The sequence below is a fragment of the Aminobacter sp. UC22_36 genome, from assembly GCF_044056035.1.
In the GTDB taxonomy this organism is placed as follows: domain Bacteria; phylum Pseudomonadota; class Alphaproteobacteria; order Rhizobiales; family Rhizobiaceae; genus Aminobacter.
In genome coordinates this window covers 744,816-769,407 of record NZ_CP171996.1, presented here as the reverse complement: position 1 = coordinate 769,407, position 24,592 = coordinate 744,816, and the positions used below count along the sequence as shown (strand labels likewise).

Here is a 24,592-nt window from a genome sequence, read left to right as displayed (position 1 = left end):
ACGCTCGCTGGGACAAAGCCGTTCGGCTTTCCCCTGGGAAAAGCTGCTTAGCTTTCCTTCGGCGTCAGAACCTGGCGACCGCGATACATGCCGGTCTTCAGGTCGATATGGTGCGGGCGGCGCATTTCGCCGGAATTCTTGTCCTCGACATAGGTCGGGGCCTTGAGCGCGTCGGCCGAACGGCGCATGCCGCGCTTGGACGGGGAGGTTTTTCGTTTTGGAACAGCCATGGATATACTCCACCAATCGGTCAAATGACCCTGTCCGCCCTCGTGAAAGGGCCGCGCAAGGGCCGGAAACTGAGAAAGTTGGCGAGCCTATACACGGCGAAAGCCGGCTTGACCAGCCCGAAGCGACTCTTTTTTCGGTCCTGAAGGTGTCAATCTAATCCAGGCACTGCACATAGGCGCCGGCCTTGGCGGCACGGCGTTCGATGACCGAAGCGAGCCGCTTGAGGCCAGGTCCTGGCTTCGCCGGATTGCGCGCCGCAGGATTGGGCAAGGTGACCGCCAGAAGTGCTGCCTGGCGGCGGGAAAGCTGGCTCGCCGGCTTGCCGAAATAATGCTGTGACGCTGCCTCGACGCCGTAGATGTTGGGCCCCCATTCAGCGATGTTGAGATAGATCTCCATGATCCGTCTTTTGGGCATCAGCGCATCGAAATAGATAGCCAGCGGCAGCTCGACCACCTTGCGCAGGAACGAGCGGCCATTCCACAGATAGAGGTTCTTCACCGTCTGCATCGGGATTGTCGAGGCACCGCGAGTCGCTTCGCCTTCAAGCGCATCGTTGATGACGCCGCGGAGTTCGCCAAGGTCGATGCCCTTGTGGAAACAGAACTGCCCGTCCTCGGACATGATGACGGAATGCGCCATCACGGGCGCGATATCGTCGAGCGGCACCCACTGGCGATCATAGCCTTGCAGCGTGATGAGATCCTTGATCATCAGCGTCGAGATCGGGCGCACGACCGGCGGCACATAGAGGATGGTCAGCACCACCGGCAGCGCCACCATGACCGCGGCAACCAGCGCACCGAGCCGCACCCAGCGACGCAGGCTTCCACGCGAGAAAATCCCGCGTCGTGCTGCTGCCATGTCCAGCCTTTCGGTTTCCGGCTCTATGATCGGTTCCGACAACCCGTCCGCCCTGCCTTGTCAGCCTTTTGGCATAAAGGCGCTTGGCTTCTTGCGCAACGTCTGACTGTCCGCTACCGCTCGCCGCCATGACGATCGACAGCGATATCATGTTCGAAACCGTCCTGCGCATGCGCGCGGAGGCTGTTGAAACGCAGCTGCGGCAGTTGCTCGGCGAGCGCACCCTGCCCGGCGAGATCGCACGCCCCGGGCACCTGATGGCGGCGATGCGCCATGGCGTGCTCAATGGCGGCAAACGGCTGCGTCCGTTCCTGGTGCTGGAAAGTGCAGCACTGTTCGATGCCGACGGCGAAGCCGCGCTTCGTGTCGCCACCGCGCTTGAATGCGTCCATTGCTACTCACTGATCCATGACGACCTGCCGGCGATGGATGACGACGACCTGCGCCGCGGCCAGCCGACGGTGCACAAGGCTTTCGACGAAGCGACCGCGATCCTGGCCGGCGACGGGCTTTTGACCTTTGCCTTCGACATCATCGCCGATGAAGCGACGCCGCTGCCGGCGGACCGTCGCGCTGCACTGGTGCTGGCGCTGGCTCGCGCTGCCGGACCTGGCGGCATGGTCGGCGGCCAGGCGCTCGACCTCGACGCCGAACGCAACAAGCCCGACGAGGCCGGCATCATCCGGCTTCAGGCAATGAAGACGGGCGCGCTGATCCGCTTCGCCTGCGAAGCCGGCGCCATCGTCGCCGGAGCCTCCGCCGACGACCGCGAAAGGCTGGCCGAGTTCGGTTCGGCGATCGGCCTTGCCTTCCAGCTTGCCGACGACCTGCTCGATCTCACCGCCGATGCCGAGACGATGGGCAAGGCGACCGGCAAGGACGCCGCTGCCGGCAAGGCGACCCTGGTTTCGCTGCACGGCGCCAACTGGGCCCGCTCCCAACTCGTCGGCCTGGTCAACCAGGCGCATGACTTGCTGGAACCCTTCGGCGAACGCGCAATCATGCTCAAGGCTGCCGCAAGTTTCGTCGCCGAGCGCAACAGCTGATCTACTTTTGGGTCTGGCCAGTAACCTCACGCGGATAAGTTGTGAAGGTCAGAAACTCTTAATGTTAATGGTGTCTATTCCGGCTCTGTAAAATTGTGCGTATGTGTTTGGGGTTGCGCATGCCGGAGCACTCGTCCTTCATCCGTTCGATACGGGTCAGATACCTTTCGGGGCTCCTGATCTTCGCGCTGACGTCCATTGCCGTGATGATGGCCTTCAGCCAGGGCAATACATATCGCCGCGATGTCGATGCCATTGCCTCAGAGCTTCAGCTTTTTTCACGCGAACTGCGCAACGCCAGCAGTTTCGCCGAGACGACGAACACCGCCTGGCGGCCCGAAACGCAGCAGGCGCTCGCAGCTGCCGCGCACAACCATGCCGTCCGGCTCGACGTCCGCATCAACCATCTGGCCAGCACGATCGACGCGATACGGCCGCGCCTGTCGGAAAAGTCCCTGCGCGAGCTCGACAGCGCCGCGATCAATGGCGATCTGTTCTGGTCGGCCCGCGACATCGCCCGCAATCTCGGCGCACTCGCAAGCGCCCAGAGCTCCGACGAATGGAGCTATCGCGAAATCCGCAACCAGAACGACCTGTTTGCCCAACCGATGCTGCTGCGCGCCACCGCCGCCATGGAGAACGAGCGGCGTTACGCCGAGACCCGCAGCGACCGGCTGCTGACGACTGCCGCAGCATTGCTGATCCTGGTCATCGGCGGTGTCGCCGCCTGGGTGTTCCGGCCGATGGAGCATGCCATCCGACGCGCCTTTGCCGAAAGTGCCGAGTCACTGTCGAAAGCCGAGGCCGCCGACCGCGCCAAGTCGGAATTCCTCGCCAATATGAGCCACGAGATCCGCACGCCGATGAACGGTGTGCTCGGCATGGCCGAGCTTCTGGCACGCACCGACCTGACTCCACGCCAGAAGACCTTCACCGAAGTCATCGTGAAGTCGGGCAACGCCCTTTTGACGATCATCAACGACGTGCTCGACTTCTCCAAGATCAATGCCGGCCAGCTGACGCTCGATCCGGCTCCGTTCCATCTTGGCGAGGCGGTCGAGGATGTCGCGACCCTGATCTCGGCGCGTGTCGCCGAAAAGAACCTCGAACTCATCGTTCGCATCGACCCGCGCTTGCCGACCCACGTGACCGGTGATGTCGGCCGCTTCCGCCAGATCATCACCAACATGCTGGGTAACGCGGTGAAGTTTACCGAGCGCGGCCATGTTCTTGTCGACGTGACCGGCGAGATGGTCGACGGGACAGTGGCGCTCAATATCCGTGTCGAGGATACCGGCATCGGTATCCCCGCCGACAAGCTGCAAAGCGTGTTCGAGAAATTCGCCCAGGTCGACGGCAGCTCCACCCGACGCCACGAAGGCACCGGCCTTGGACTAGCCATCGCTGCCCGCCTCGTCGACCTGATGGGTGGCCGCATCGGTGTCGAAAGCGAGATCGGCAAGGGTTCGGTGTTCTGGTTCACCGCCATGCTGCCGGTCTATGAAGCGCAGCGGACGAACAGCGTCGTGCCGGTCGACGTCACCGGCGCACGCGTGCTGGTGATCGACGATAACCCGGTCAACCGCGAAATCCTGATCGAACAGCTGAAGAGCTGGGGCTTCGACTGCGCCGCAGCGGAAAGCGGCGCCATTGGCCTCGCCTTCCTCGACCGCGCCGCCCAGCTCGGCGCCAGCGTCGACTGCGTCATCCTCGACTACCAGATGCCGGGCATGAACGGCGCCGACGTCGCCAAGGCGATCGCCGCCGACAGCCGCATCTCGTCGATCCCGGTGGTGCTTCTGACCTCGGTCGACCAGATCGATTTCTCCCGCATGGTGCTCGATTTTGGCATCGCCGCGCACCTGACCAAGCCGGCGCGCTCGGCGGTGCTGCTCGGCACCGTGATCGCCGCGGTGCAGAAGGCCCGTTCGCAGGCCGGCCGCACCGAGTTCGTGCGCGAGCCTGTCCGTCACACCCCGCCACCAGCCTTCACCGTCATCCGCGGCCCCGCCCCGACGCCGCTCGTGCAGCCGGAACCGTCGGTGCTGCAGGACAGTGGGCTCGACGTTCTGGTGGCCGAAGACAACGAGGTCAACCAGCTCGTCTTCGGCCAGATCCTGGCCGGCCTTGGCCTCAGCCACCGCATCGCTGGCAATGGCCGCACGGCGGTGGAGATGTACCGCACCTTCAAGCCGAAGCTGATCCTGATGGACGTTTCGATGCCGGAGATGAACGGCTACGAGGCGACGCGCGCCATCCGCACCGAAGAAGCGGCCAATGGCAGCCGCACGCCGATCATCGGCGTGACCGCACATGCACTGAAGGGCGACCGCGAGAAGTGCATCGATGCCGGCATGGACGATTACCTGCCCAAGCCAGTGTCGCCCGACAAGCTCGGCGCCAAGATCGGCACGTGGCTGAGCGAGAGTGCGGAACTCGCCCAGTCGGCATAAGCGCCGCTGGACGCCTATGACTTCTTTACTTCTTGGGGCTTTGCCCTCTCTCGAATCCTGATGCGGTGGCTTTTACCTTCCTGACGCGACCGGACGACGGCAATCTTGCCGCTCCGGCGCGAACAACAAGGAAGTTTCACATGCTTCGCACCCAGATGCCGGATCGGTTCGTCAGCGCACGGACCGTCGAAACCACCCGCCACGAGCCCGCCAATGACGGCAGGCCGGTCAAAGGCCAGACCGAACCCTTCATGTTCACGCGCCTGTTCTTCGTCACCGGCGTGCTTCTGGGCGGGTTGGCGCTGGCCACGATGCTCTCCAGCTGACGATGGAGATTTCCGACGTGATTTCGGTCGAGGACGTGATCCTCGACCTGAAGCCGGAGGGCAAGACGCGGCTGCTCAAGGAGCTCGCCGTGCACGCCGCCAGGCGAACCGGTTGCCCGGCGGGCGAGATCGCATCGGTGCTTTCGACGCGGGAAAAGCTCGGTTCGACCGGGCTCGGCCAGGGCGTGGCGATACCGCATGCCAAGATGCCCGGGCTGCAAAGGCCATACGGCGCTTTCGTGCGGCTGACAGCGCCCTGCCCGTTCGAGGCCATCGACGACCGGGATGTCGATCTTGTCGTGCTGCTGTTGTTGCCGGAGGCGTCACCGCAGGAACATCTCAACGTGCTGGCCAAGATCGCCCGTCGCTTGCGTGACGCCGAAGTGGTGGCGCGCCTGCGCCGGGTTGACAATGCAACGACGGCACATCGCCTGCTCACCACCGATCAGCCACCAACCATTACGGCGGCCGCCTGAACAAAACTGGCGTCAGCGGTTCCTGACGACGAGGCAGGCACCGCCGATGCTGCGCAGGCTCTGGCATATCTGGCCTGCTTCGCTGCGATCGTCGGCACCGATGCGCACGGCATAGATGCCGCGCCGGCCAATCGGCGTGCGCACCCGGCTGACGACAGGTTCATGCGACGAAAGCAGCTTCGGAAACCGGCTTTCAAGCCGCTGCCACTGCCGGATTGCCGCCGAACGGCGGAAGTTACCCGCGACCTGGATGCCCCATGGCTTCACATGGACGCTCGCCATCGCGACGGTCGCCGACATGATGACCTTCAGGTTTTGACAGGCGAGCGCAAACGACATTTTCGGATCGAGTGGCCGGTTCGTGCCGGCATGAGCCTTGTCGGAAAAATTGTCGGCCGGCTCACCCATGATATCGAGCACATAGTCCTCGGTTTCGAGCGGCAAGAAGCCGCCCGAAGATAGCCAGCGCGCGACGCGGTTTTCGCCGGCATTGTAGGCGGCGGCAGCCAGGCCCAGATTGCCGAAGCCGGACTTCAGTTCGCCGAGGTAGCGCGCCGAAGCCGGGATCGCCTGGTCGATGTCGAACGGATTGGCGAGCCCGCGCATCGCAGCAGTTCCCGGCATGAACTGGGCGATGCCTTCGGCACCTGCCGGGCTCACCGCATTGGGATCGAAACGGCTTTCCTTCCAGATCAGCCGGGCGAAGAACTCGCTCGGCAAGCCGTGGCGTCGAGCGTGGGTGTCGATCAGCTCGCAGACGCGCGCGACATGCATCTTCTTCGGCGAGCGCGGCGGGTCGGCAAGTGCCGGGCCGCATACCAGCGGCAAAACGAGGAAAGCCAGCGCTGCCCTCGACAGGTTCCGCATCTCTATTCGGCTGCCGCCCTGCCGCCGTGACCGAAGCGCTGCTCGATATAGTCGGCGACCATTTTCTCGAAATCATCGGCGATGGCAGGCCCGCGCAGCGTTGCTGCCTTCTTGCCGTCGATGAACACCGGCGCAGTCGGGGTTTCGCCGGTACCGGGCAAGGAGATGCCGATATCGGCATGCTTGGATTCGCCCGGGCCGTTGACGATGCAGCCCATGACCGCAACCTTCAGCACCTCGACGCCAGGGTATTTCTCGCGCCAGATCGGCATGTTCTTGCGCAGGCCGTCCTGGATGTTCTGGGCCAGTTCCTGGAACACCGTCGAAGTGGTGCGACCGCAGCCCGGGCATGCCGCGACGATCGGCACGAACTGGCGGAAGCCCATGGTCTGCAGCAACTCCTGCGACACCTGGACTTCACGGGTCCGATCGCCATTGGGCTCCGGCGTCAACGAGATGCGGATGGTGTCGCCGATGCCCTGCTGCAACAGGATGCCCATCGCCGCCGACGAGGCGACGATGCCCTTCGAGCCCATGCCGGCCTCGGTCAGGCCGAGATGCAGCGCGTGGTCGGAGCGGGTGGCAAGCATGGTGTAGACGGCGATCAGGTCCTGGACGCCGCTGACCTTGGCCGACAGGATGATCTTGTCGCGCGGCAGGCCGATCTCTTCGGCGAGGTCGGCCGAAATCAGCGCCGACTGCACGATCGCCTCATGCATCACCTGGTTGGCGGTGAGCGGCGAACCGTTCGCCTGGTTCTCGTCCATCAGCCGGGTCAGCAGGTCCTGGTCGAGCGAACCCCAGTTGACGCCGATGCGCACCGGCTTGTCGTGGCGGATCGCCATCTCGACGATGTCGGCGAACTGCTTGTCCTTCTTTTCCTTGAACCCGACATTGCCGGGGTTGATGCGGTACTTGGCCAGCGCCTCGGCGCAGGCCGGATGATCGGCCAGCAGCTTGTGGCCGATATAGTGGAAGTCGCCGACCAGCGGCACTTCGATGCCGAGCCTGGCGAGACGGTCGCGGATATGCGGCACGGCGGCGGCACTTTCGTCCCGGTCGACGGTAATGCGCACGATTTCGGAGCCGGCACGATGCAGCGCTGCGACCTGAGCCACGGTCTTGTCGATATCGGCCGTATCGGTGTTGGTCATCGACTGGACGACGACAGGCGCTTCGCCACCAACGATCACGCCGCCGACGCTGACGCCGACCGACTTGCGACGGGGAAATGGGGACGAAAAATAGCCGGTCATCGGACGGCCTTCTTGAAGCTCGAGGTATCCGCGCCTGAGGTGGCGCGCGCTGCGCGCGATGTCAATATCGCAGGTGGTCGCGCCCGCCAAGGGTCGAAAACAAGCCGGCCATTTACCTCACCGCCAACGGCGAGATGAACAGCGCCATCGAATACGGTATTGTAGACCAACATTCATGGGGGATTCCATGGCAGCCTTGCTTCGCAGTCCCATTTTGCCATTTGTCGTCTTGTCCGCCCTGTTGGCCGTCACCGAGGCCCGCGCCCAGGCAATCGAGCCCGGCAAGGAGGGCGAACTCGCCAATCTCATCCCGCCCGAGGCCGGCGCGCGCGCCTGTTTTGGCCGCGTCTACGATGCCGCGCACCTGAAAGCGCATCCCAAGCAGCAGGTGACGGAAATGCAGTTCCGTCTCGCCTACTACATCCATGACCCCGATGAGTTCGCTCCGAAGGGCCAGCGCAACTACTATTTTGAGATCCTGGCCCGGCTGCGTGGCCACAAACAGCCAAAGCCGCTGACCGCCATGGGCGAATGCAGCCCCAAAGATGACGGCGAGTCGATCTTTTGCGGCGTCGATTGCGACGGCGGCGGGGTCATGGTCAAACGCAGCGGCGACGGCAAGATCCTCATCGATCTCGAAGCGCTCGGCCGGCTGCGCATGACATCAGATTGCGGCGAGGATGAAGAGGGTAGCATCGAGCTGTCATCCGGCGTCGATGACAAGCGTTTCCAGCTGTCGAAGCTGCCCGTGTCAGAGTGCCCGGCCTACGACGACTGGTAGAAAAAGCGCGGGGCCCACACCACAATTTCACGAAACTGTGCAACGGCGGTGCTTCTTTTGCGCCGCACAGCGCATATATATGTTGCATTGCAGCATACCGATTCCCGAAGGATTTTCCTGCCATGACCGCGACAAGAACTGCCATCGTTACCGGCTCGACCTCCGGCATCGGCCTCGCCATCGCCGAGGCTTTTGCGCGCGACGGCATGAATGTCGTCATCAACTCCTTCTCGGACACGCCGGCCGACCATGCCATCGCCGAGCGGCTGTCAAAAGAGCACAAGGCCGAGGTCGTCTACATCAAGGCGGACATGTCGAAGGCGGCGGAATGCCGGGCGCTGGTCGCCAAGACCGCCGAAGAATTCGGTTCCGTCGACATTCTCGTCAACAATGCCGGCATCCAGCATGTCGCACCGGTCGAGGACTTCCCAATCGACAAGTGGGACGCGATCATTGCCGTCAATTTGACGTCGGCCTTTCACACCACCGCGGCCGCGATCCCGCTGATGAAGAAGGCAGGCGGGGGCCGCATCATCAACATCGCCTCGGCGCATGGCCTCGTCGCCTCGGCCTACAAGTCAGCCTATGTCTCGGCCAAGCACGGCATCATGGGCCTGACCAAGACAGTGGCGCTGGAGCTGGCGCAGGACAAGGTCACCTGCAACGCCATCTGCCCCGGCTATGTGCTGACCCCGCTGGTCGAAGCGCAAATCCCCGACCAGATGAAGGCGCACGCCATGGACCGCGAGACGGTCATCCGCGAGGTCATGCTCGACCGCCAGCCGACCAAGGAATTCGTCACCGTCGAGCAGATCGCGGCGACCGCCGTCTTCCTCGCGTCGGCGGCAGCGGCCCAGATCAACGGTACGCACATCTCGGTGGATGGCGGCTGGACGGCTCAGTGAGTCAGGCTCCGCCAAGCGGGCAAAGAATCCAAACCAAAGGAATAATGACGCCATGACTGGAAACGGCAAGGCGGAGGAGACGAAACCGATCAACATCGCGCTTCAGGGCGGCGGCTCGCACGGGGCCTTTTCCTGGGGCGTGCTCGACCGCTTGCTGGAGGACGGCAGGCTCGACATCAAGGCGATATCAGGGACAAGCGCCGGCGCGATGAACGCGGTGGCGCTGGCCGACGGCTGGGTGCGTGGCGGCGCGGAAGGCGCGCGCGCCAAGCTCGCGGACTTCTGGCGCGCGGTGGCGCGCAAGGGCCGCTTCAGCCCGGTGCAGCGTTCGCCCTGGGATGTGCTGTGGGGCAACTGGTCGATCGAGAACACGCCCGGCTACATCTGGTTCGACACCATGTCGAGGGTGTTGTCGCCCTATGTCGCCAACCCCTTGAACCTCAACCCGCTGCGCGACGTGGTCGCCGAAGAGATAGACTTCGCCAATGTCCGTGCCTGCAAGGACATCGACCTGTTCATCTCGGCAACCAATGTCGAAACCGGACAGTTGCGCGTGTTCAGCGACGGCGAGATCGATCTCGATACGGTGATGGCTTCGGCCTGCCTGCCGCAGATCTTCCAGGCGGTCGAGATCAAGGGCGTGCCCTACTGGGACGGCGGCTATGGCGGCAATCCGGCGATCTATCCGTTCTTCAAGGCCAATGACACGGACGATGTGCTGCTCGTCCAGATCAACCCGGTGGTCCGGGAACAGACGCCCAAGACCGCCAACGAGATCCAGAACCGCATCGACGAGATCACCTTCAACGCCGGGCTGCTGCGCGAATTCCGCGCCATCGCCTTCATCAAGGAACTGATCGCCGCCGGGCGCCTGCCGCATGGCGAATTCCGCGACATCCGCATGCATCGCATCGACGCCGACGAGGCCTTCAAGGATCTTTCGGCGTCGTCCAAGGTCAATGCCGAATGGGCATTCCTCGAATACTTGCGCGACCTTGGCCGCACCTCGGCCAGCGACTGGCTCGAAGACAACTTTGATTCGGTCGGCACGAAGGCCACACTCGACCTATCCGGGCAACTCGACGATGGCTTCAAGCCGTTGCACGGGCCAGCTGTCGGACGTCGCGTGCGTGAGTTTCTTGCCACCAGAACCAAGCCGGCTGCCGTTCGCCAACACAACTAACCCGAGAAAGTCCGGCTTTCCGACTGGACAACCGCAGCGTGCTGACACCTCCTGCCAGTTTTGTCAGGATGATGTTTCCATTCTTTTTTATCACTATTTTGCGATCTACATTTGATGTAGAAGACGCCCTTCCGCCACTTTGCCCCCGCGGCGGATTGAATGCGGTATTGCGCGCCACCATATCGGGGCGACGCGCCAGGCAAGATGGCGGTAGCCGCAACCGTCCTTAACGGATAACGACAATGTCGAAGATTAGGTTCCATAAGCTTGCAGCCTTGGTCGTGCTCGTGGCATTCGCCGCGTGGATGGGCACTGGCGAATTCTCGTCGGTGGGTAGCGCACAGACATCCCCCGAAGAAAAACCTGCCGTAGCCGAGACACCCAAAGCAGCCCTGCGCACCGTGATGGTCGTGGCGCCGCCGCGTGTCGAGCACGCCCGCGCCATCCGCATTTCCGGCCAGACCGAAGCAGAAAAGCGCGCGACACTTGCCACCCGCGCGGCTGGCATCATTGCCGAACTGCCGGTCAAGCAGGGCGACCACATCAAGCAGGGCGACCTGATCCTGATGCTCGACGCCGAAGAGAAGGCCGCCGCCGTCGAAACGGCCAAGGCCGTGCTGTCGCAGCGCAAGGCCGAATGGGAAGCAGCCCAGAAACTGACCAAGGCAGGCTCGGCGGCCAAGCTGACCGGCGACATCGCATGGTCCAACTACCAGACCGCCCAGTCGCAGCTCCAGGCATCCGAAGCCGAGCTGTCGCGCAATCAGGTCAAGGCACCCTTCAACGGCGTCGTTGATCGCGTCTCGGTGGAGCTTGGCTCCTCGGTCGCCCAGGGCGGCGAGGTTGCCACGATCCTGAGCCTCGACCCGATCCTCGCCAAGGGCGAGATCAGCGAGCGCGACCTGCGCTACGTCAAGATCGGCGACGAGGCCGATGTCAGCCTGATCAACGGCGAAGTGGTCAAGGGCAAGGTCCGCTACATCAGCCGCGACGCCACCTCCAAGACCCGCACCTTCCCGATCGAGATCGCGGTCCCCAACAAGGACAATGCCATCCCCGCCGGCATGACCGCGGAGATTACCGTGCGTGCCAATCCGACCGACGCTGTGGTGTTGCCCCGTTCGGTGGTGACGCTGGGCAAGAACGGCGACCTTGGCATCCGCGCCATCGACGCCGCCTCGAAGGTGGTCTTCTACCCGATCGACCTGGTCGACGACACCCAGAAGGGTCTCGTGCTCGGTGGCATTCCCGCCGACGCCAAGGTCATCATCGCCGGCCAGGACCTGGTCAAGGAAGGCGACGAAGTGCAGGCCCAGGTCGCCGACGAGGCGGCCCTCAAGAAACTCGCTGAAAGCGCAGCCGGGACGCAGTAACAATGGATATCGTCAAGCTTGCGATCCGCAATGCGCGACTGACCCTTTCGGTCTTGCTCTTCCTGGTCATCGCGGGGGCGCTTGCCTACCGCGCCGTGCCCAAGGAGGCTGAGCCGGACGTCGCCATTCCGATCATGTATGTCAGTCTCGTCTATCAGGGCATTTCCCCTGAAGACGCCGAGCGCCTCCTGCTTCGTCCCGTCGAGTCCCAGCTCAAGAGCCTGAAGGGGCTCAAGGAGATGAAGTCGAACGCCTATCAGGGCGGCGCCAACGTCATCGTTGAGTTCGACCCGTCGGTGGATCTCGGCGACGCGTTGATCGACACGCGCAACAAGGTGCAGGACGCCAAGCGCGACCTGCCTGCGGGCGTCGAGGAGCCGACAGTCAACGAGGTGAACCTGTCCGAATTCCCGGTCGTGTTCATCACACTGTCCGGCGACATTCCGGAACGCGCGCTGACCGCTGCCGCCAAGGACCTGCGCGACCGCATCGAGGAGGTGCCGGGCGTGCTCGAGGCCGAGATCCAGGGATCTCGCGACGAGCTTGTCGAGGCGATCGTCGATCCGGTGAAGCTGTCCTCCTATGGCCTGCAGCTCGACCAGCTCATCCAGGGCGTCGGCGCATCGAACAGCCTCGTTGCCGCCGGTACAATCGAGGGGGCGGAAGGCAAGTATGCGGTGAAGGTGCCGTCGTTGATCGAAACGCCGGAGGATGTCGCAAACCTGCCTGTCGTGGCCGGCCCGAACGCCGTCGTCCGGGTTCGCGACGTCGCCACCGTCCGCTCGACCTTCAAGGACGCCGAGACGATCGCCCGCATCGACGGCAGGCCCGCGATCACGCTGGCAGTCAAGAAGCGTATCGGCGCCAATGTGGTCGAGACCATCGAAGGCTCGAAAAAGGTCGCCGAAGAGTTCGTCGCCCAGAGCAAGCAGGTGCTGCCTGACCTGCAGGTGACCTATACCCAGGACAAGTCGGTCTTCGTCAACCAGCTGCTCAATGACCTGCAGAACCACGTGATGATTGCCGTCATCCTGGTCTTCATCGTCATTCTTTATGCGCTTTCGGGGCGCGCCTCGATGCTGATCGGACTGGCGATCCCGTCTTCGTTCCTGATCGGCATCCTGCTGCTTGCCCTGATGGGCTACACGATCAACATGATCGTGCTCTTCTCGCTCATCCTGGCGGTTGGCATGCTCGTCGACGACGCGATCATCGTCACCGAATATGCGGAGCGCCGCATGTCGGAAGGCATGCCGAAGGAGCAGGCATTCGAGGAAGCAGCCAAGCGCATGGCCGGACCGGTCATTGCCGCGACGCTGACCCGCATCGCCGCCTTCTCGCCTCTGCTGTTCTGGCCGGGCATCGTCGGCGACTTCATGAAGTACCTGCCGATCACGCTGATCGTCACCCTTGCCGCCTCGATGGCCTATGCGCTGATCTTCGCGCCGGCAATCGGCGCCATCATCGGCAAGGCGCCGCTGCATGGCGAGGAAGACAACCGTGACGGCCTCTACATGGCGGTCGTCAAGAAGGCAGTGGTCTACCCGATCACCGCCATCATGCTGACGATGCTGCTGCTTGGCGGCGGGCTCTATTCCTACGTGAAGTTCGGCAATGGCGTCGAGTTTTTCCCGTCGGTTGAGCCGGACTACGGCCTGCTCTACGTGCATGCCCGCGGCAACCTCTCGCTTGAGGAAATGGACACGGCGGTTCGCATCGCCGAGGACAGGATCATTGGCTGGCCAGGCATCAAGTCGGTACTGACCAAGGTCGGCAAGACGCGCGGCGGCGAGGACGTGCCCGAAGACGTCGTCGGCGTCATCAACTACGAGTTCATCGACTGGCGCGAGCGCCAATCCGCACACAAGATCCTCGAAGACTTGCGTGTCGTGATGGCTGGCATTCCAGGCGTCGATGTCGAGGTGCGCGTTCCGGACGCTGGCCCGCCGACCGGCAAGGCCGTCCAGGTCCAGCTCTCGGCGACGGACCCGACCGGGCTCAACGACTATGCCAAGGTGGTGGCGGCGGCCGTGGCCAAGGTCCCCGGCGTCATCGATCTTTCCGACGGCCTGCCGCCTCCGGGTGTCGACTGGGCGCTTGAGGTCGATCGCTCCAAGGCCGCGCAGTTCGGCGTCAGCCCGACGGCGGTCGGGACTGTGGTTCAGCTCGTAACCACGGGCCTGAAACTGACCGACTATCGCCCTGCGGGCACGGATGACGCCGTGGACATCCGGTTGCGCCTGCCGGAGGACCGCCGCACGCTGTCGGCGCTCGACGATCTGCGCATCGAGACGGCGCAAGGCTCCGTGCCGATCTCGAACTTCGTCTCGCGCAAGCCGGAGCCGACCGCTGGCGTCCTGAAGCGGATCGACAGCAAGCGCACCATCACCATCCAGGCCAATGTGGCGGGCGGCTTCCAGGTCGCTGAAGTGCAGGCGGCGGTGGCCAAGGCCGTCGGCGACATCGCCAAGCCTGGCGTCGACTGGAAACTCGCCGGTTCGAACGAAGACAGCGCGGAGGCGGCAGCCTTCCTCAGCAACGCGTTCGGCGCCGCGATCTTCCTGATCTTCATCGTGCTGCTGGCGCAGTTCAACAAGTTCACCAGCGTGCTGCTGGTGCTGTCCTGCGTTGTCATGGCGGTGATCGGCGCACTGCTCGGCATGCTGTTGACCGGCCAGACCTTCGTCATCGTCATGTCCGGCATCGGCTTCATCGCCCTGGCCGGCGTGGTGGTGAACAACAACATCGTGCTGATCGACACCTATGACCGGCTGCGCGATGAAGGTTGGAACAAGCTCGACGCCGTGCTGCAGACTTGCCGCGAGCGCGCGCGTCCGGTGGTGCTGACCGCTCTCTCGGCCATCCTCGGCGTCATGCCGATCGCCTTCGGCCTCGGCCTGGAGATCTTCCACCACGAGACGACGATCAATGCACCGTCGACCCAGTGGTGGATCGCGCTCTCCTCGGCCATCGTCTTCGGCCTGTCTTTCGCGACGGTGCTGACGCTGGTGGTGACGCCGGCCATGCTGATGGTGTTCACCCGCGATAAGCGCAAGCCCGGACAGCGTGGCTGGCTCAGCAAGCTTTTCCGCTTCGGCAGGAAGGACAAGGCCGAGGCCGCCGCCACGCCGGCACCCGGTCCTGACGAGCCCGCGGTCGCCTTCCCCAAGGCTGCGGAATAGACCAACCGCAAGAGTGCATGAAAGGCCGCCCAGGAACAACCGGGCGGCCTTTTGCGTTGCTGCCTTGATGAAACACAAGATTTCAAGGCATGGACAATGACAATCTCAACGCTGCTCATCATCATCCTGATCCTGATCCTGCTTGGCGCCGTCCCGGCCTGGCCGCACTCGCGCGGATGGGGTTACGGCCCATCGGGCATTGTCGGCCTCCTGCTCGTGGTGCTGCTGGTGCTGATGCTGATGGGTCGCGTCTGACGATCTGAACACCAAAAAGCCTGGAGCGTCCTCCGGGCTCTTTTGTGCAACTGATCAGGCCGCTTTCGCCCGAGGCAGCAGGTCAAGGTCGGCGAGTGCGCCGGCTACGGCCTCATCGAGAGGCGTGCGCGGGATCGTTCCGATGATGCCTTCCAGCCGCGACGATACAAGCCGATGCGCCTCATAGCGCAGGTACGACATCGACACGATCGCCTTCCACATCGGGACGAACGGCGCACCGGCGCGCAACACCCACCACGGCATGGAGGCGAGCTTCAGCTTGTGGCCAAGCACGCGCTCGATCGAAGCCTTGATCTCCAGATCCGTGACCGCATGGCCCGGCAGATTGAGGTTCTCGTAGGTGCCGAGCTTTTCGTGGTTGTCGACAAGGGCGACAAAGGCTGCGGCGAAGTCGGGCAGATAGGCCCATTCATGCACAAGATCGACCGGCCCCGGCGCGGTGTAGACGCCCTTGGCGAGCTTCGAGGTCACCACCAGGTCGAACCACGAACCGGTGCCCTTGCCGCCAAAGAAATCGCCGGCACGAAGCAGGACAGTGCGGACGCGGCCGGCATCTGACTCGCGCCGGAACAGCTTTTCGGTCGCCGCGCGGATGCGGCCCTTCTCGGTCGTCGGTCGCTGCGGCGTCTCCTCGGTGATTTCAACCGGCATCGGCGAGCCGAAATTGTAGACCGTGCCGGCGACCATGTGCGTAGCACCACTGGCAAGACACGCAGCCATGACGTTTTCGGCCATCGGCGGGACCGAACTCCAGTCCGAGTAGACAGGGCTCAAGCCGTTGAAGATGATGTCGACGCCTCTCGTGGCATCAATCAACGACTGGCGATCGAGAGCATCGGCAGCGACAGCTTCGGCACCGATCAGTTCCGCTGGCAACTTGCCGTCGCGGGTGATCGCCCTCACCTCGTATCCTGCGTCGAGAAAGGCCTTTGCCACGGCGCGGCCGAGCCGGCCACGGGCACCCAGTATTGCTATCGTGGTCATGTCGGTCACTCCTGTTTGTGTGGCCTTCATTTCACTCATTCACTACCGAATTTAAATTGACTCCATATGGCGTATCGATATTCACTTTTGAATAGATGTCCGAGATCGACTGGAACCTGATCCGAAGCTTTGTCGCGGTCGCCGAGACCGGCAGCCTGTCGGCTGCGGCGCGCAGCCTGAGCTCAAGTCAACCGACGCTTGGCCGCCACATCGCCGAGCTCGAACAAGCGCTTGATGTCACGCTGTTCCGGCGTGGCCGCCAGGGTTACGTACTGACCGAGGCCGGCAGCCTGCTGTTCGAGCGCGGCCGGGCGGTCAGCGAACAGGCCACTGCCTTCTCGCGGCTGGCGCTGGGCTCGGTGGAGGCGATCGAGGGCACTGTCCGCATCGCTGCCAGCGAAATGGTGGCGGCACACGTCCTGCCCGCCATGCTGGCCCGCCTTGGGCTGGAGGAGCCGGGCATCGAGGTCGAGATCGTCGCCTCGAACCAGGTCGAGAACCTTTTGCGCCGCGACGCCGACATCGCCATCCGCATGGTGCGCCCCACCCAGAACGAACTGGTGGCGCGCAAGGTCACCGACATCGCGCTTTGCATGTGCGCGACTTCGGCCTATCTCGACCGGCGGGGTCGTCTGTCGGCACCGGAGGATTTGCGTGACCACGACCTGATCGGTTTCGATCGCAGCGACGAAATGATCCGTGGTTTCGAACACTTCCTGCCGGGCGTCACACGGCACAACTTTCGGCTACGCAGCGACAACCACATCGTGCTGTGGCAGGCAGTACGAACCGGCAATGGCATCGGCATCGCGCAGCAACAGCTCATCCAGCGCGAACCGCTGCTCGAGATCGTCCTGCCCGACCTGGCGCTTCCTTCGCTTCCGGTGTGGCTTGCCATGCACCGCGACGTGCGCGCCAGCGTGCGCATCCGCCGCGTCGCCGATTTCCTGCACGAAGAGTTCAGGCGTTATTCCGCCGGGGCGGCCTGAGCCACGGCCCTGAAATCGGCGTGGCGGGCAAGCCCTGCGATCAGCGACACGACCACCAGGAAGCCCGACAGCGTGACGAAGATCGGCGCGAAGCCGGTATGACCGGCAACGAAGCCGATCGCCGACGGTGCCACCAGGATACCCGAATAACCCATGGTGGTGACGACGCTCATGCCGATGTTCGGCACCACGCCCGGCTGGTTGCCGGCAGCGGAAAAGGCGATCGGCACCATGTTGGCGACGCCCAGTCCACACATGGCGAAGGCGGCGATGGCGATCCATGGATTGGGCGCGAGGCCGGCCGAAAGCATGCCACTGGCCGCCAGCAATGCCGAGAAGCGCAGCGTGTTGACCGCACCGAAGCGGTTGCGCACGCCGTCGCCGAGGAAACGCATCAGCGCCATGATGCCGGAGAAGGCGGCGAAGGCGAAGCCGGCGGTGGCGATATCGGCGCCGAGTTCCTGCTTGAGGTAAAGTGCCGCCCAATCGAGCACCGCACCTTCCGGGATCATCGAAAACAGCGCCATGATGCCGACCAGATAGATGGTTGGAAGGCGCGGCAGGCGGAAATGCCGGTGCTCATGCGCCACCGGCTTGTCCTCGCCGATCAGGTGCCGCAGGGCAAAAGCCGTCATGGCGGCCGCCACCACGGTGGCGAACAGCGCGTGCGGCAGATGGCCGAAGTTCTGGATGATGATGCCGCCCAGCGCGCCGCCAGCGAAGCCGCCCAGGCTCCAGAAGCCATGCGACGACGACATGATGGCGCGCGATAGCCGCTTTTCCACCGCCACCGCATTGGCATTCATGGCGACATCCATGGCGCCGATCGAGCCACCGAAGATGAACATCGTCAGTGCCGTCACCCAGACATTGGGCGCCAGTGCCACCAGCAGCAGGGCAAAGACAACGATCCAGGCGAAGCCGATGACCACCGGCCGCGAGCCGCGTTTGGTCATCAGATAGCCTGAGAACGGCATCGCAGTCAGTGCGCCGAGGCCGAAGACAAGGATCAGCAGGCCGAGCACGAATTCGCTGATATCAAGCCGGGTGAGCAGCAACGGGATCTGCGGCGCCCAGCTTCCGGTTATGAAGCCGTTGATGAAAAAGGCCGCGGCCACGGCCCAACGGGCGCGCACGGCGATGGCAGGGGTGGCGATCTCGGTGGCATTTGTGGCGTTCATCGAACGCGACTCCTAGCATATGAGCCAAACAGCTGAAATCGATTTCAGGCTGTCGTGATCGGCAGATTCAAAATGTTACCAGCCGCGGTTCCGACCGATGGCACGTATCCACATCTTCCATTCCGCGCAAACTAAATCGATTTAGTTCGCAGTCAAGCGGGTCTGGGCAGCAATGATTGGGCCAGATCGGTAACAAAGGTTAACGATTGCCCGAATTCCGTCGAATAGCTGGGCTAGGCGGAAAATCCAGAAACTGCGGCGGGACGGGCAACACACTCCACGTTCGCAATCGTTTCGACGCCTTGCATGCCAAATCGGGTTGGGGGTCGGCTCCGGCATTGTCGCCGCGCCGTACCAGTGTGTGGAGTTTTGTACCATGAACACCCCCGCGTTCCGGATCGCCGGAACATCCAGCCAGTTTGCGACGCAGTTGCAGCAAGCCGGCGCATATCTTTCGAGGGCCTGCCTCGCCAGACCGACCCTCGCCTTGCTCGGCGGCGGTGTGGCTGTGACGGCTGCTGTCGCTGGTTTCCTTGTTGTCACCACCTCGCCGCCCGACCCGGTGAGAACGGCAGCCGTGCCGCCACGCGTGACGCTGCCGCAGACTGCCAGCACCGCAGCCAAGCCCGCGATACCGCAGGCAGACATCACCGCACCAAAACAGGCGCGCGCTGCCGACACCCCTGCCCCACAACGCACACCGCTTGGTGCCGACAGCTCGCGCTGGGTGCCAGCGCAGCCATCGTCCTCCAATCCAGGCAACGTAGCCACGCAGGGACCTGATGAGCGCCAGGCACAGGCCAGTTCGTCAGCACCGGCGGTGTATGAGACACCCGACTCCACCGACACCGGGTCGATCGCACCCGATGGATTGCGCGGTACGCTGGACGTCCAGGTTGCCGAGACGGAGGCCGAAATAGCCATGCTGGAGGCATCGACCGGCATGGTCGGCGAGAGCGCCTCCGACGCCAACGGTCCTTTGCCAGATCTGCGTCCGGCCAAAGCAGCGAAATACGCCAATCTGCGCGACGGGCCGGCCGACGAGGCCAAAGTGATCGTGGTGGTGCCGGCGAATGCCGCGATCGAAGCGGAGACCGACTGCAACTGGTGCACGGTCGTCTACCAGGGACAGCGCGGCTACATCTACAAGAACCTCATCCGCCGCACTGTGGCGGAAGAGGCCAAAGCCGGCCAAGGGCTGTTTTAGGGTGCCGTGCGTCCGAATGGACGCACGGCACTCCAAGCCTTTGAGACTACGCATCGTGCTTTCCGAAAATCGAATCCGGTTTTCGGGCCGATGCCGGTGCTCCTGCGCCTAACCAGGATCAGCCATAGACGACAAGAAGATCCTTGGCGTCGATCTGGTCCCCCGTGCGCACCAGAACCTCGGCGATGGTGCCGTCGCGCTCGGCGTGAAGGGCCGTCTCCATCTTCATCGCCTCGATCGACAGCAGCACGTCGCCGGCCTTGATCGGCTGGCCAGCAGCGACGGCAAGCGTCGAGACCACACCCGGCATCGGCGCACCGACATGGGCGTCATTGCCGGCCTCGGCCTTGCGCCGTGCCTTGGATGCGGAAGCACCATGCGCCCGGTCCGGCACCTTGACGCGGCGCGGCTGGCCGTTGAGTTCGAAGAACACCGTCACCATACCTTTTTCGTCGACGTCGCCGACGGCAAGGCAGCGGATGACCAGCGTCTTGCCCTTTTCGATGTCGACGAAGACCTCGTCTTCGGGCTTCATGCCGTAGAAATAGACCGGCGTCGGCAACACACTGACCGGACCGTAATTGTCCTGCGCACCGACGAAGTCGGTGAAGACCTTCGGGTACATCAGCCACGAAGCGAACTCGTCCTCGGACAGCTTGCGCCCGAGCTTGGTCTCGATCTCCTTGCGGTTTGCCTTGAGGTCGGCTGCCTTGAGCAGCGAGCCGGGGCGCGCGGTGATCGGCTTGTCGCCTTTCAGCACCTTCTTCTGCAATGCAGCCGGCCATCCACCCGGCGACTGGCCGAGATCGCCGCGCAGCATCGACACGACCGAATCCGGGAAGGCGATGTCCTTGGCCGGGTTCTCGACGTCGGCGACGGTCAGTTCCTGGCTCACCATCATCAGCGCCATGTCGCCGACGACTTTCGACGACGGCGTCACCTTGACGATGTCACCAAACATCAGGTTGACGTCGTGATAGGCCTGCGCCACCTCATGCCAGCGGGTCTCGAGCCCGAGCGAACGCGCCTGCTCCTTGAGGTTGGTGAACTGGCCGCCCGGCATCTCATGCAGATAGACTTCCGATGCCGGCCCCTTCAGGTCGCTCTCGAAGGCCGCATACTGGTTGCGCACCGCCTCCCAATAGAACGAGATGCGGCGGATCCATTCAGGCGCCAGGCCAGGGTCGCGATCCGAGCCGCGCAGCGCCTCGACGATCGAGCCCAGGCAAGGCTGCGAGGTGTTGCCGGAAAACGCGTCCATTGCCGCGTCGATGGCGTCGACACCGCTTTCAACCGCCGCCAGCACCGTCGCTGCCGACAGGCCTGACGTGTCGTGGGTGTGGAAGTGGATCGGCAGATCGGTCGCCTCACGCAGCGCCTTGAACAGCGCCCGTGCCGCACCCGGCTTGAGCAGGCCGGCCATGTCCTTGACCGCGATGATGTGTGCGCCGGCAGCTTCCAGCTCCTTGGCGAGCCCGACATAATATTTCAGGTCGTACTTGGCGCGGGCCGGATCGAGGATATCGCCGGTGTAGCAGATCGCCGCTTCGCACAGCTTGCCCTCGGCGCCGATGGCATCCATCGACACGCGCATGTTGTCGACCCAGTTGAGGCAGTCGAAAACGCGGAACAGGTCGACGCCGCCGGCGGCCGCCTGACGAACGAAATGCTGCACGACGTTGTCGGGGTAGTTGGTGTAGCCGACGCCGTTGGCGCCGCGCAGCAACATCTGCAGCAGGATGTTGGGTGCCGCCTGGCGGACCTTCATCAGCCGCTCCCACGGATCTTCGGTCAGGAAGCGCATGGCGACGTCAAACGTCGCACCGCCCCAGCATTCAAGCGACAAAAGCTGCGGCAGCGCACGGGCATAGGTGCCGGCGATCTTGGCGATGTCATGGGTGCGCACCCGTGTCGCCAGCAGCGACTGATGGCCGTCACGCATCGTCGTGTCGGTGATCAGCACCTGCTTCTCGTCGCGCATCCAGGCCGCGAACTTTTCCGGGCCAAGTGCGTCGAGCCGCTGCTTGGTGCCGTCGGGGATGGCGCCGGTGAACCATGGCACGACCGGGGCTGCGGCCTCCGGGTTGGGCGCGGCACGGCCGCGCGTCTCCGGATGGCCATTGACGGTGACGTCAGCGAGATAGTTGAGCAGCTTGGTGGCACGATCCTGGCGCTTGACCTGGGCAAACAGCTCGGGCGTCGAGTCGATGAACCTGGTCGTATAGGAATTGTCGCGGAAGGCCGGGTGGGTGATGATCGCTTCGAGAAAGGTCAGGTTGGTGGCAACGCCGCGAATGCGGAACTCGCGCAGCGCCCGGTGCATGCGGGCGATCGCCTCGACCGGGTTGGGCGCCCACGCTGTGACCTTTTCCAAAAGCGGATCGTAGAAACGCGTGATGACCGCGCCCGAATAGGCCGTGCCGCCATCGAGCCGGATGCCGAAGCCGGTGGCGCCGCGATAGGCGGTGATGCGGCCGTAATCCGGGATGAAGTTCTGCTCCGGATCCTCTGTCGTGATGCGGCACTGCAGGGCGTGGCCGTTGAGGCGGATGTCGGCCTGAACAGGCACGCCCGATTCCGGCGTGCCGATGGCGAAACCGTCGAGGATGTGGATCTGCGCCTTGACGATGTCGATGCCGGTCACCTGCTCGGTGACTGTGTGCTCGACCTGGATGCGCGGATTGACTTCGATGAAGTAGAACTTGCCGGTGTCGGCATCCTGCAGGAACTCGACCGTGCCGGCGCCGATATAGGCGGTGTCCCTGGCGAGCTTGAGGGCATAGCCGCAAAGTTCCTGACGCAGCTCCTCGCTGAGGTAAGGTGCGGGCGCGCGCTCGACGACCTTCTGGTTGCGGCGCTGGATCGAGCAGTCGCGCTCGAACAGATGCACGGCGTTGCCGTGGGTGTCGCCGAGAACCTGCACTTCGACGTGGCGGGCACGCTCGATCAGCTTTTCGAGATAGACTTCATCCTTGCCGAATGCCGCCTTGGCTTCGCGCTTGCCTTCCGTCACCTCGCGGGCGAGATCGGCCTCGCTGCGAATGGCGCGCATGCCGCGGCCGCCGCCGCCCCATGACGCCTTGAGCATGACCGGATAGCCAACCTGGGCGGCGAGCTTCTTGACCTCTTCCATGTCGTCGGGAAGCGGGTCGGTCGCCGGGATCACCGGCACGCCGACTTCGATGGCGAGATTGCGCGCCGCCACCTTGTTGCCAAGCCGGCGCATGGTCTCGGGCTTGGGCCCGATGAAGGTGATGCCGTTTTCGACGCAGGCTTCGGCAAACTCCGGGCTTTCCGACAGCAGGCCATAGCCGGGATGGATCGCATCGGCGCCCGACAGCCGGGCAACGCGGATGATTTCGTCGATCGACAAATAGCTTTCGATCGGCCCCATGTCCTTGGCGAGATGGGGGCCGCGGCCGACCTGGTAGGATTCGTCGGCCTTGAAGCGATGCAGCGAATATTTGTCCTCTTCGGCCCAGATCGCCACGGTTTTGAGCCCCAGCTCATTGGCCGCGCGGAAGACGCGGATGGCGATTTCGGATCGGTTGGCGACGAGGATCTTGCTGATCGGCACGAAAACGCTCCAGGCACGGGATATTTAAGAGGCGGCGAATGATTAGCGGGAAAATGCTGCGGTGCAACCGAAAACGCATTCCCTTAAATCGATTTAATTTCCCTTGGGTCAGACCGGCATATTTTCCACGGCACAAAAAAATGCCCGGCGCAAAGCGCCGGGCATTTCTCTTCAGTAGATGATGCTGAATTACTTCTGCGGCTTGTAGGTGTACTTGCCGTCGTCGCCCTTGACCCATTCATACATGATGTAGCCGGGCAGCTTCGGGTCGCCCTTCTCGTCGAAGCCCATGTCGCCGAGCACGGTCGGGAAGGTATTCGCCTTCATCGCCTTGGCGACTTCCTGCGGATCGACCGAATTGGCAGCCTTGGCAGCACCCGCAACGACCTGCATCGCAGCGTAGGAGTACAGCGTGTAGGCTTCCGGGTTGAAGCCGGCGGCGCGGAACTTCTCGACCAGCGCATTGTTGGCCGGGTTCAAGGTCGGATCGGGACCGAAGGTGTTGAGCGTACCGGCAACAGCGTCGCCAGCAATCGAGGCCAGTTCGTTCGACACGATGCCATCGCCCGAAACCAGCGTCGCCTTGAGGCCCTGGTCGGCCGCCTGGCGGATGATCAGGCCGGCTTCGGTGTGAAGACCGCCCCAATAGATGATCGTGACGCCGGCTTCCTTCATCTTGCCGATCAGCGCCGCGAAGTCCTTGTCGCCGATGTTGACGCCTTCATACATGACTTCGGTCAGGCCGGCGGCGTTCATCGCCTTCTTGGTTTCGTCGGCAAGGCCCTGGCCATAAGGCGTCTTGTCGTGGATGACCGCGATCTTGGCGTCCTTGAACTTCTCGGCGAGGTAAGCACCAGCGATGGCGCCCTGCTGGTCGTCACGGCCGCAGGTGCGGAACACGTTCCACAGGCCACGCTCGGTGAACTTCGGATTGGTCGCAGCCGGGGTGATCTCGAGGATGCCGTTCTCGGCGTAGACTTCCGAAGCCGGGATCGAAACGCCCGAGTTGAAGTGACCGATAACGAACTTGACGCCGTCAGCGACGAACTTGTTGGCGACCGAGATGCCCTGCTTCGGATCGGAGACGTCGTCACCAACCACAAGCTTGATCTGCTCGCCGTTCATGCCACCAGCTGCGTTGATATCGGCGACAGCCTGCTCCGCGCCCTTCTGGAGCTGTGCTCCGAAAGCCGCGTTCGGGCCGGTGATCGGACCGGCAACGCCGACGATGATATCGGCCCATGCGCTGCCGCTGAACGCGACGAGCGCGGTCAGTGCAACAGCCGACAAAAGTGACTTTTTCATTGAAACACTCCCATTAATTGAGTGGGCGTGGAGTTTCTTTCTTGCGATGCCCACCCATATCGCAGAAAGGTGAGTTTGCCGATTTTCCGGCAGTTGTCACGCCGATTCATTGGCGAATCGGCGCCGATAT

20 protein-coding genes are annotated in these 24,592 nt (G+C 63.4%); 12 read left to right on the top strand and 8 right to left on the bottom strand.

The window, feature by feature from the left end; genetic code table 11:
* Positions 1 to 47 precede the first annotated feature (47 nt).
* The gene (rpmF, locus tag ACHMW7_RS06765; RefSeq protein ID WP_008834724.1) at positions 48 to 230 is read right to left on the bottom strand and encodes a 50S ribosomal protein L32; all 183 of its coding nucleotides are present in this window, start codon (positions 228 to 230) and stop codon (positions 48 to 50) included.
* Positions 231 to 384: 154 nt separating this feature from the next.
* Positions 385 to 1,095: a monofunctional biosynthetic peptidoglycan transglycosylase gene (gene mtgA / locus ACHMW7_RS06760; protein WP_395449537.1), complete on the bottom strand. Its 711-nt coding sequence runs from the start codon at positions 1,093 to 1,095 to the stop codon at positions 385 to 387.
* 149 nt (positions 1,096 to 1,244) lie between these two features.
* Between mtgA and ACHMW7_RS06755 the strand changes: the two genes are divergently transcribed.
* The 4 genes from ACHMW7_RS06755 (at position 1,245) to ACHMW7_RS06740 (ending at position 5,396) form a co-directional block, all read left to right on the top strand.
* Positions 1,245 to 2,141, top strand: coding sequence for a polyprenyl synthetase family protein (locus tag ACHMW7_RS06755; protein ID WP_395449536.1), 897 nt, complete (start codon positions 1,245 to 1,247; stop codon positions 2,139 to 2,141).
* A 119-nt stretch (positions 2,142 to 2,260) separates the two neighbouring features.
* The gene (locus tag ACHMW7_RS06750; protein WP_395449535.1) at positions 2,261 to 4,594 is read left to right on the top strand and encodes a response regulator; all 2,334 of its coding nucleotides are present in this window, start codon (positions 2,261 to 2,263) and stop codon (positions 4,592 to 4,594) included.
* A gap of 140 nt (positions 4,595 to 4,734) precedes the next feature.
* Positions 4,735 to 4,920 carry a hypothetical protein gene (locus ACHMW7_RS06745; protein WP_395449534.1) on the top strand — a complete coding sequence of 62 codons (186 nt, stop codon included), beginning with the start codon at positions 4,735 to 4,737 and terminating at the stop codon, positions 4,918 to 4,920.
* Between the two features lie 2 nt (positions 4,921 to 4,922).
* The gene (locus ACHMW7_RS06740; RefSeq protein WP_395449533.1) at positions 4,923 to 5,396 is read left to right on the top strand and encodes a PTS sugar transporter subunit IIA; all 474 of its coding nucleotides are present in this window, start codon (positions 4,923 to 4,925) and stop codon (positions 5,394 to 5,396) included.
* Between the two features lie 12 nt (positions 5,397 to 5,408).
* Here ACHMW7_RS06740 and ACHMW7_RS06735 read toward each other — a convergent pair whose 3' ends face one another.
* Together ACHMW7_RS06735 and ispG are read right to left on the bottom strand one after the other, a co-directional pair.
* Positions 5,409 to 6,263, bottom strand: coding sequence for a transglycosylase SLT domain-containing protein (locus ACHMW7_RS06735; RefSeq protein WP_395449532.1), 855 nt, complete (start codon positions 6,261 to 6,263; stop codon positions 5,409 to 5,411).
* A gap of 2 nt (positions 6,264 to 6,265) precedes the next feature.
* A complete protein-coding gene (gene ispG, locus ACHMW7_RS06730; protein WP_395449531.1) occupies positions 6,266 to 7,519 on the bottom strand; it encodes a flavodoxin-dependent (E)-4-hydroxy-3-methylbut-2-enyl-diphosphate synthase in 1,254 nt (417 codons plus the stop codon).
* Between the two features lie 187 nt (positions 7,520 to 7,706).
* Between ispG and ACHMW7_RS06725 the strand changes: the two genes are divergently transcribed.
* The 6 genes from ACHMW7_RS06725 (at position 7,707) to ACHMW7_RS06700 (ending at position 15,198) form a co-directional block, all read left to right on the top strand.
* Entirely contained in the window at positions 7,707 to 8,300 is a 594-nt protein-coding gene (locus ACHMW7_RS06725) for a hypothetical protein (RefSeq protein ID WP_395449530.1), read from the top strand.
* Between the two features lie 122 nt (positions 8,301 to 8,422).
* Positions 8,423 to 9,205, top strand: coding sequence for a 3-hydroxybutyrate dehydrogenase (locus ACHMW7_RS06720; RefSeq protein ID WP_395449529.1), 783 nt, complete (start codon positions 8,423 to 8,425; stop codon positions 9,203 to 9,205).
* A gap of 52 nt (positions 9,206 to 9,257) precedes the next feature.
* The gene (locus tag ACHMW7_RS06715; protein ID WP_395449528.1) at positions 9,258 to 10,388 is read left to right on the top strand and encodes a patatin-like phospholipase family protein; all 1,131 of its coding nucleotides are present in this window, start codon (positions 9,258 to 9,260) and stop codon (positions 10,386 to 10,388) included.
* A 242-nt stretch (positions 10,389 to 10,630) separates the two neighbouring features.
* Complete coding sequence (locus tag ACHMW7_RS06710; protein WP_395449527.1) at positions 10,631 to 11,761, top strand: efflux RND transporter periplasmic adaptor subunit; 1,131 nt, start codon at positions 10,631 to 10,633, stop codon at positions 11,759 to 11,761.
* Positions 11,762 to 11,763: 2 nt separating this feature from the next.
* The gene (locus tag ACHMW7_RS06705; RefSeq protein ID WP_395449526.1) at positions 11,764 to 14,943 is read left to right on the top strand and encodes an efflux RND transporter permease subunit; all 3,180 of its coding nucleotides are present in this window, start codon (positions 11,764 to 11,766) and stop codon (positions 14,941 to 14,943) included.
* A gap of 96 nt (positions 14,944 to 15,039) precedes the next feature.
* Complete coding sequence (locus ACHMW7_RS06700; RefSeq protein WP_395449525.1) at positions 15,040 to 15,198, top strand: DUF3309 family protein; 159 nt, start codon at positions 15,040 to 15,042, stop codon at positions 15,196 to 15,198.
* Between the two features lie 54 nt (positions 15,199 to 15,252).
* Here the strand turns inward: ACHMW7_RS06700 and ACHMW7_RS06695 are convergent, their stop codons facing one another.
* Entirely contained in the window at positions 15,253 to 16,203 is a 951-nt protein-coding gene (locus ACHMW7_RS06695; RefSeq protein ID WP_395449524.1) for an NAD-dependent epimerase/dehydratase family protein, read from the bottom strand.
* Between the two features lie 95 nt (positions 16,204 to 16,298).
* On the opposite strand from ACHMW7_RS06695, the gene ACHMW7_RS06690 reads away from it, so the two are divergent.
* Complete coding sequence (locus tag ACHMW7_RS06690; protein ID WP_395449523.1) at positions 16,299 to 17,192, top strand: LysR family transcriptional regulator; 894 nt, start codon at positions 16,299 to 16,301, stop codon at positions 17,190 to 17,192.
* Here ACHMW7_RS06690 and ACHMW7_RS06685 read toward each other — a convergent pair.
* On the bottom strand, positions 17,171 to 18,373 hold the full coding sequence (locus tag ACHMW7_RS06685) for an MFS transporter (protein ID WP_395449522.1): 1,203 nt from the start codon (positions 18,371 to 18,373) through the stop codon (positions 17,171 to 17,173). The genes ACHMW7_RS06690 and ACHMW7_RS06685 overlap by 22 nt on opposite strands.
* Positions 18,374 to 18,749: 376 nt before the next feature.
* Between ACHMW7_RS06685 and ACHMW7_RS06680 the strand changes: the two genes are divergently transcribed.
* Positions 18,750 to 19,580: an SH3 domain-containing protein gene (locus ACHMW7_RS06680; protein WP_395449521.1), complete on the top strand. Its 831-nt coding sequence runs from the start codon at positions 18,750 to 18,752 to the stop codon at positions 19,578 to 19,580.
* A 118-nt stretch (positions 19,581 to 19,698) separates the two neighbouring features.
* Here the strand turns inward: ACHMW7_RS06680 and pyc are convergent, their stop codons facing one another.
* A complete protein-coding gene (pyc, locus tag ACHMW7_RS06675; RefSeq protein ID WP_395449520.1) occupies positions 19,699 to 23,157 on the bottom strand; it encodes a pyruvate carboxylase in 3,459 nt (1,152 codons plus the stop codon).
* Between the two features lie 189 nt (positions 23,158 to 23,346).
* On the bottom strand, positions 23,347 to 24,462 hold the full coding sequence (locus ACHMW7_RS06670; protein ID WP_395449519.1) for a branched-chain amino acid ABC transporter substrate-binding protein: 1,116 nt from the start codon (positions 24,460 to 24,462) through the stop codon (positions 23,347 to 23,349).
* Between the last annotated feature and the right edge of the window lie 130 nt (positions 24,463 to 24,592).